The organism is Roseiarcus sp., from assembly GCF_052145395.1.
In the GTDB taxonomy this organism is placed as follows: domain Bacteria; phylum Pseudomonadota; class Alphaproteobacteria; order Rhizobiales; family Beijerinckiaceae; genus Roseiarcus.
The window spans coordinates 1-7,043 of record NZ_JBKQOT010000414.1; the positions used below are offsets into that span (position 1 = coordinate 1).

General features: G+C 64.1%; 8 protein-coding genes. All 8 read right to left on the reverse strand.

All coding sequences use genetic code 11. The features are described from left to right. On the reverse strand, nt 1-519 hold a 519-nt coding region (locus tag ACLP25_RS13975; RefSeq protein ID WP_442469791.1), incomplete at its 3' end, for a cation:proton antiporter. Further along, entirely contained in the window at nt 516-716 is a 201-nt protein-coding gene (locus tag ACLP25_RS13980; RefSeq protein WP_442469792.1) for a cation:proton antiporter domain-containing protein, read from the reverse strand. The genes ACLP25_RS13980 and ACLP25_RS13975, both read right to left, overlap by 4 nt. Nucleotides 717-898: 182 nt before the next feature. Further along, nucleotides 899-1,255: a DUF190 domain-containing protein gene (locus ACLP25_RS13985; protein WP_442469793.1), complete on the reverse strand. Its 357-nt coding sequence runs from the start codon at nt 1,253-1,255 to the stop codon at nt 899-901. Nucleotides 1,256-1,268: 13 nt separating this feature from the next. After that, nucleotides 1,269-1,646, reverse strand: a complete 378-nt coding sequence (locus ACLP25_RS13990) for a fluoride efflux transporter FluC (protein WP_442469794.1) — start codon at nt 1,644-1,646, stop codon at nt 1,269-1,271. 18 nt (nt 1,647-1,664) lie between these two features. Further along, nucleotides 1,665-3,641 (reverse strand): proton-conducting transporter transmembrane domain-containing protein, encoded by a 1,977-nt coding sequence (locus ACLP25_RS13995; RefSeq protein WP_442469795.1) that lies wholly within the window; start codon nt 3,639-3,641, stop codon nt 1,665-1,667. Continuing rightward, nucleotides 3,634-4,422, reverse strand: a complete 789-nt coding sequence (gene nuoB, locus ACLP25_RS14000) for an NADH-quinone oxidoreductase subunit NuoB (RefSeq protein ID WP_442469796.1) — start codon at nt 4,420-4,422, stop codon at nt 3,634-3,636. Before nuoB ends, ACLP25_RS13995 begins: the two co-directional genes overlap by 8 nt. A gap of 9 nt (nt 4,423-4,431) precedes the next feature. Then, nucleotides 4,432-5,898, reverse strand: a complete 1,467-nt coding sequence (locus tag ACLP25_RS14005; RefSeq protein ID WP_442469797.1) for a hydrogenase large subunit — start codon at nt 5,896-5,898, stop codon at nt 4,432-4,434. Then, a partial coding sequence (locus tag ACLP25_RS14010; protein WP_442469798.1) for a proton-conducting transporter transmembrane domain-containing protein occupies nt 5,895-7,043 on the reverse strand: 1,149 nt, incomplete at its 5' end. The genes ACLP25_RS14010 and ACLP25_RS14005, both read right to left, overlap by 4 nt.

Below are 7,043 nucleotides of genomic sequence, written 5' to 3' on the forward strand. Positions count from 1 at the left end.
CGTCAATCGACCGAAAGTCAGAGTCCGCAGCCGTCTGACCAGCGCATGATCCTTTCCGACGGTGCCCGCAAGCACCATCCCGATGAGATAGGCCGGGAGTACCGCCTCGCTGTCCGCCCAGGTTGCCAACGCCCCCGTGCCAAACAGACATAGAAGCAGGAATTTAGTCTCCAGCTCCGACGGTCGATTGGCGTACAACTTGAAGAAGCGCGGAGTGAGCCAGGGCAGGATTACGAAAACCAAGATGCCTACGCCGATGAAAACTACCGTCCTCATCGTGAAAGGGGCGAAGATCAGCCCAAGCGCAACCACGGTGCCCAGATCCGTGACGAAGCAGGCCGCCAAAAGCGTCGTACCGTATTCTACGCTGTTGAGCCCGAACTCGATCATCAAGGCGTAAACGACGGCAACCGACGTCGTCGACATGGCAACGCCAGCGAGCCAGCTGGCCATTGGACGCCAGCCGAGCAGATAGCGCGCCGCCGCCGCGCATCCGAGAAACGGAAAATGAAAGCTCACCGGCCCGACGCGGCCGCCTCTTTCCATTTGAGTTTGAACACCTGCGGATCGAGTTCCGCGCCGGCCAGGAATGTCAGCACAATGGCGCCGATGCCGGACAGAAATTTAATCCACGATTCGTCCGTGCCGAGCACTGCTGACCCGATCACTGCGCCGATAATCAGCTGCGCGATGGCGCCGACCACGATTTCGGACAACGCTGTCGATATGCGGAGCCAGATCGAAAGGAGGCTCGCAGTAAGCGCAAGCCCTAACCATAATGCCGCAAGGGCCCAAACGGCTGTCATCTACCCCTCCTGCTCAAGTCTACGCATAACACACAACCTGCACCGGCAAGCAGTGGACCCCTTGGAGACGGCGATCTGGACGCGGCGAACCGCTATCGCGCACCTCCCAACGCCCGCTTCGGCGGCGCGGCGGCGCCATGGCGCTGTGCAGGCCATGAGACGATGTGACCGCCGGGGATGAGGCCATTGAGCAGCGCTATGGCGGCCTCGGCGACCTTCGGCTCGTCGAAGAACTCGACGACAATCGGAAGATCGACATTGAGGCGCAGGACGTCGTCGGCCCGTACTTCTCCGCTTGCGCCCAGGCCGGCAATGGCTCGAAACACTGTGACGGCCTGTACGGCGTGCCGCTCCTGAAGAAGTGCGAGGATTTCCTGCATCAAGCGCTTGCGCTTTCCCTGATCGGCCTCGTGCAGATAGACGCGGACAATCAGGATGTCGTTGTTCATAAGTTTTCTCCCTTCAGAGATTTCTCGCGATATAGGCTCCTCCAAATGCGGCGGCGAGACCGAGTCCGACCGAGAGAACGACATAGAGCGCGGCCTTCGCCATCTCCCCGCCTTCGGCGAGCAACAGCGTCTCCATCTCGAACGTGGAAAACGTTGTGTAGCCGCCGAGGAATCCGGTCAGAACCCCAGTGCGAATCCACGGCGCCAGCGTGAGGCGCTCAAGCGTTTCGACGAAGAGAAACCCCATGAGGAAGCTTCCCATGACGTTGATGGTCATTGTCGCATAGGGAAAGTCCCGGCCGTACACGAGCTGCACCAGGGTCGACTGGGCAAACCTTGCCCAGCAACCCAGCACGCCAAAGAACGCTATCGCCCCATACGTCCATATCACTTCGATTCTTCCTACATCTCAAAACAACGTCAGTCCGAGGATCAGCACGAGGAGCAATCCAATCAGACTGAGATAGAAGTTGAGCTGCCCCGACTGCAGGACCCGCAGCCTCGCAGCCAGCCCCTGCACTATGATGACGGCGGGCTGAAACACCAGAGGCCCGAAAATCGGGGCCACGTCGTGCTCGAAACTCAGCTTGGTCACGAAATAGCCGCCGGCATCCGCGTCGCGCTCGGTGGCGGCGGTGGGCCGGTAGACGAAGCTGTAGAAGGTCCGCATCGCGTTGGAGAAGGTCAGCGCCGTCGTCGAAGCCCGCCTCCGGTCGGGAGAGAGGCCGCCGTACCAGACCGGCGTTCGCCGAATCGGCCTGCGAGATGTGGCGACTGCCAAAGCGATCGGAAGCAACGAGAGGAGCGGCATCACGATCACGAGAAGACTCGGCGAAATGAATGCGAACTTGGCGGTAAGGGGAACAAGCAGCGCTCCATCATGCATCCGGGATGCAATTTGCATCCCGAACAGCGCCGTCGTCGCGCGATCGAGGGCTCGCAGCCAGAGCGGCATTCCCGCCCCGAGCGCCAGCGTCAGGAGGCCGAGGAGGCCGACCGAGCCGATGTAGGGTCGCTCGATGGAAGCCCCCCGGGCGCGGTTTCGGGACAGCACGCCGAGCCCCACGACCTTGACGAAGGTCGCAAGCGCCACCGCCACCGTAAGGGCGAGGCCCGCGCCGGTCAGGGCGAGTACAAGCCGGCCGCTGAGATAGGGAACATGGAAACCCTGGAAGACGGTCTGGAAGACGAACCACTCGCTTACGAAGCCGGAAGTGGGCGGCATCGCCGCCAGGCTCATGGCCGCAAGCAGGGCGCCAACCCCGAAGAACCAATGTCTTCCGGCGCCGGCATAGGCGATGTGATAACTGCCCGTCACGCGCCGCAATCCGTCCGCTGCGAGGAAAAGCGCTCCTTTTGCAAGCGCGTGACCGGCGAGATGAAGGAGCGCCACCGTCCAGGCGAGGCCGGCGAGGTCGTCGAGGCGCTCGTTGCGAAACAGCATCGCCGCGCCGAGAGCGGCGACTGCGATCGATGCATTCTCAGCGGAAGAGAAGCTCAACAGGGTTCGCCAGTCGTCCTGCTGGAAGGCGTATAGAATCGTCAGAATCGCGCTGATGGTGGCGACCGTGATGACCAGGATGGCGAGCACGGGAAAAGCGCCTTGCGGCGAGACCGGCAGCCAGCTCATCAGAGCGCGCGCGAGGGCGAAGTACGCCGCATTCATGACGACGCCCGACATAATCGCGCCGGACGCTCCGCTACCGGAGCCGTAGGCACCTGGGAACCATTCGTAGAACGGCAACAAACCGAGCTTCGCGCCGAAGCCGACGAGCAGGAGAACGCCCAGGCCGATCTGCGCAGCCTCCGACAAGACCGGTGCGGCGGCCTGGTATCGGTCGAATTGGAGATCTCCCGCATGAAGTCCGAGCAGCGCGATGGCAAGGACCAGGGCCACCGCGCCGGCTTCGAGAAGCGCAAGCATGAAGAGAACAGGCCGGCCGCCTTCCGGTCCCAGACCGTCCGCGAGGATCATGATGGCGCCGCCGAGGCTCATGGCCTCCCAGGCGATCAGGAGGGCGGCGCCATTCTGCAGGCCGAACACGCCGAGCGCGCCAAGGAGGCTCAGCGCGGCGCCGAACAGCCAGCCTCGCCCCCCGCCGGCAGTGGGGGAACCGAGGGAGCAGGCGAATATCGCCGGGACGAGGCCGAAGCCCATCAACCACAATCCCTGCGGCGCGATGCCAAAATTCACGACTTCCGCGGCAAGCCGGCCGGGAAGCGTTACCGTCTCGCTCGCATTCGGAAGGCCCACCACCGCGGCGGCCACGCCAGCCGCGGCACCGGCCGCGAGCGCAAAACGACTGAGCGTGAGGACGCCGCCCAAGGCGAGGATCGCGGCGGCGAGCCACAGAGCAGCGGCGGCGAGCAGGAGCGCGCTAGCCATCGATCCGCCCTCCGCTCACGCGCTGCGAGGCGCGATTGAGGAACATCAGCAACGCTTCCATGATAGCCGCGGGGTTCGGCGGGCAGCCGGGCAAATAGACGTCGACCGGAAGAACGCCTTCGAGGCCGGTCCCCGAGGCGTAGTTGCCGCCGGAAATTCCTCCCGACACCGCGCATGTGCCCACCGCCATCACCCAGCGCGGATCGGCCATCGCCTCGTAGGCCGTCATCAACGGCTCGCGCATTGCGTTGGTCACGGGGCCGGTGACCAGAAGGAGATCGGCGAAACGAGGGGACGCGGTGAAGAAGATCCCGAGCCGATGCAGATTGTAGAAGGGGTTGTTCAAGGCCTGCAGTTCCGACTCGCAACCGTTGCACGAGCCGGCGTCGACATGGCGAATGTGCAGGCTGCGGCGAAAGGCTTTGCGTTCGGGCGTCGCGGCCGCGCGCGCTCGCACGCTCGTTTCGGACCAAATGAGATCCTGCCGGTTCGTGACCCCGAAGGCCCAATCCTCAGATGGCGTCATCGCATCGGTCGGACAGGCTTCAGTGCAAAGCTGGCAGACGACGCAGCGTCCGTAGTCGACGGCGAGGCCGCCGGCGCGGGCCTCGATCGCATGCGTCGGGCAGACCGCGGCGCAATCCGCGCATCCCTCGCGGCAGGCTGCGGGATTGTATCGGGGCATGCCGAGCACGCCCTGCTGCCCGGAGTCTTCGCCGGTCCCGGGCCAGTTGGTCGTCGCCTTTCCGCTCGCAAGTCCGAAGAATGTCCACAGGGCCATGAGCCGCTCCTACCGGTCACAGCCGGCGATGGTCAGACCGAAACTGGCTTCGTTGATCGCATAGTCCATCATGTTGGTGTCGTGCACGGTGAAGGGAAACGCGCGCCAGTTCGAGAAGGACGGTGACTTGATCTTGACGCGTGCGAGCCGGCCGTCCGCGCCGACGTGTACGGCATAGTAAACCGCGCCGCGGGGTCCTTCAGTCCATCCGAGTCCTTCCGCATGAGGCGCCGGGTTGCATTCGACGCGAACGGGCCCGGCCTCGAGGAGCAGAAGAATGCGCTGGCACAGAACGAAAGACGCTTCGACTTCTGCGAAGCGGACCCGCTCCCGGGCGTAAGCGTCGCCGTCGTCGAACGTCGGCGCCGTCAGCGGCAGGCCATCGTAGTGCGCGTAGGGATGGTCGAGGCGCAAGTCGCGGACGACGCCGGACGCTCTTGCCACTGGTCCTGTCGCGCCTTGATCGAACGCCACCTTTTGCCGGAGCAGACCGGTTGTGATCAGCCGATCGAGATGACTCTCGGAGTTCTCGAGCTTCCCGACGTAGGTGGCGAACTCCTCTCGCAGGCTTTCCAGGGCGTCGCCAAGCCACTGTCCGGGCTCGAGGTCGCGGCGCAGTCCGCCCGGGATGAGCAGGCTGCGCAGGAAGCGGCTCCCGGTCAGGCGGGCGTTCAGTTGTTTCGCCTTCTCCTCCAGAAGCTTTCCTTGCGCTTCTCCGACCTTGAGCGTGGTCGTGTGGCACAGGTGGCCAAGGTAGTGGAGGTGATTATAGATGCGCTCGAGTTCCGCGAGCAGGACGCGCAGCGCATTCGCCCGAACGGGGACGGCGCAGGTCGCGGCCCGCTCGACTGCTTCGCAATAGGCGAGCGCATGCGCGACCGACCCCACCGCGGACACGCGTTCGGCCGTCACGACCGCCCGCTGTGGATCCGCGCCCTCGAAGCAGGTCTCCATGCCGCGGTGCTTGAAGAAGAGGCGCGGCTGGTAATGGATGATATGTTCGCCGACGTAGAGGAACGTGAATTCGGCGGACTCCAGCACATCCGCCCGGATCGGCCCGAACGGCAACTGCTGGACGTCGACGGCGTCGATATCGGGAAGGCGGGGGCGACCGCTCGCTGCGGGGACGGCGTTCATCAACTCCTGCCCGAACTCCTGCCCGCTGTCTTTGAGGACAAGCGGATAAGGCTCCGGATGATCGATGAAACTGAGCCCGCTCAGGTCCATCATTTCCCTCTCGTACCAGCCGAGCGAGGGAAAGATCGCCGCGAGGCTCGGCAACTCCCAGGCGCCCCTCACAACCCACATTTCGAAATCGCGCTGATCGGGAACCGACGCGATGTAACGCACTTCCACCTGGCTCTCTGCCGGCGACCAGGCGTAGGCGAACCGAACCCGGCCCCCCGCAGCCAACAGCGCTTCGGCGACCGATCGAATATCGTCCGGCGAAAGTCTCCGCGCCCGTGTTCCGATCATGGCGCCGTCCCCGTCACATCTGAGGCGCCAAGGGACAGCGCGATCGTCTGAAAGTGGTCCCAAAACGCCTGCGGCCACCAAAGCCCCAAAACGAGCAGCGGAACGATCGCAAGCCACATCGGCGCGATCATCCAAGGCGTGACGGCGCGGACGTCAGGGTCGTTCGACTCACCATCCTCAAAATACATGATCCTGAACTGGTTCAGGAAGCCGACGAAGATGACGATGAGGAGGACCGCCATGAGACCGATCAGGATATTCTGGGACGCCGCCAGCCCCGCGCGGATGATGGTGAGTTCGCTCAGGAACAGGCCGAACGGCGGCGCTCCGGTGATGGCGACAGCGCCCGCCAGCCATAGGCCTCCGAGGACGGGAAAATGCTTGAGCACGCGCCGGATGCTCGGGATGCGCTTCGTCTGGTAGGCGCGCATAACGGCGCCGGCAGCGAAGAACATCGCTGATTTGTTCAGCGAATGGTTCAGCATGTGGTAGAGAGCCCCCGCGATTCCCAATGAACCGCCGAATCCGAAACCCAGCGCGATGATCCCCATGTGCTCGACGCTGGAATACGCCATGAGGCGCTTGACGCCCCTCTGGCGCACGATGAAGAGAGCCGCGACGAAGAGCGAGAAGGCGCCGAGCGCCAGCAACGTGCCCCGCGCGAGCCTCGAGATCCCTGCGGCGTCCGCGATGGCGAGATAGCGAACCACCCCGACCATGGCCGTGTTGAGCAGCGCGCCCGACAGCAGCGCCGACACGGGAGCTGGGCCTTCGCTATGCGCGTCGGGCAGCCAGGTGTGCATCGGCGCGAGGCCGACCTTTGTGCCGTAGCCGATCAGAACGAGAAGGAACGCCAGCGACACCAGCGCAGGATTGAGGCGCGGCGCGGCCTCCTGCAAGGTCGTCCAGGTCATGTCGTAGGTCGGCCCGATCACGAACGTGCCGCTCCAATAGAACAGCACGGTGCCAAGCAGGGCGAGGCTTATGCCGGCCGATACGACAATGATGTATTTCCAGGCGGCCTCGATGCTCTCCGGCGCGCGCTCGAAGGCGACCAGGAACGTGCTCACCAGCGTGGTCAGCTCGATGGCGATCCAGTACAGTCCCGCACTGTTCATCATCGGCCCGATCAGCGTGGTCAGGCC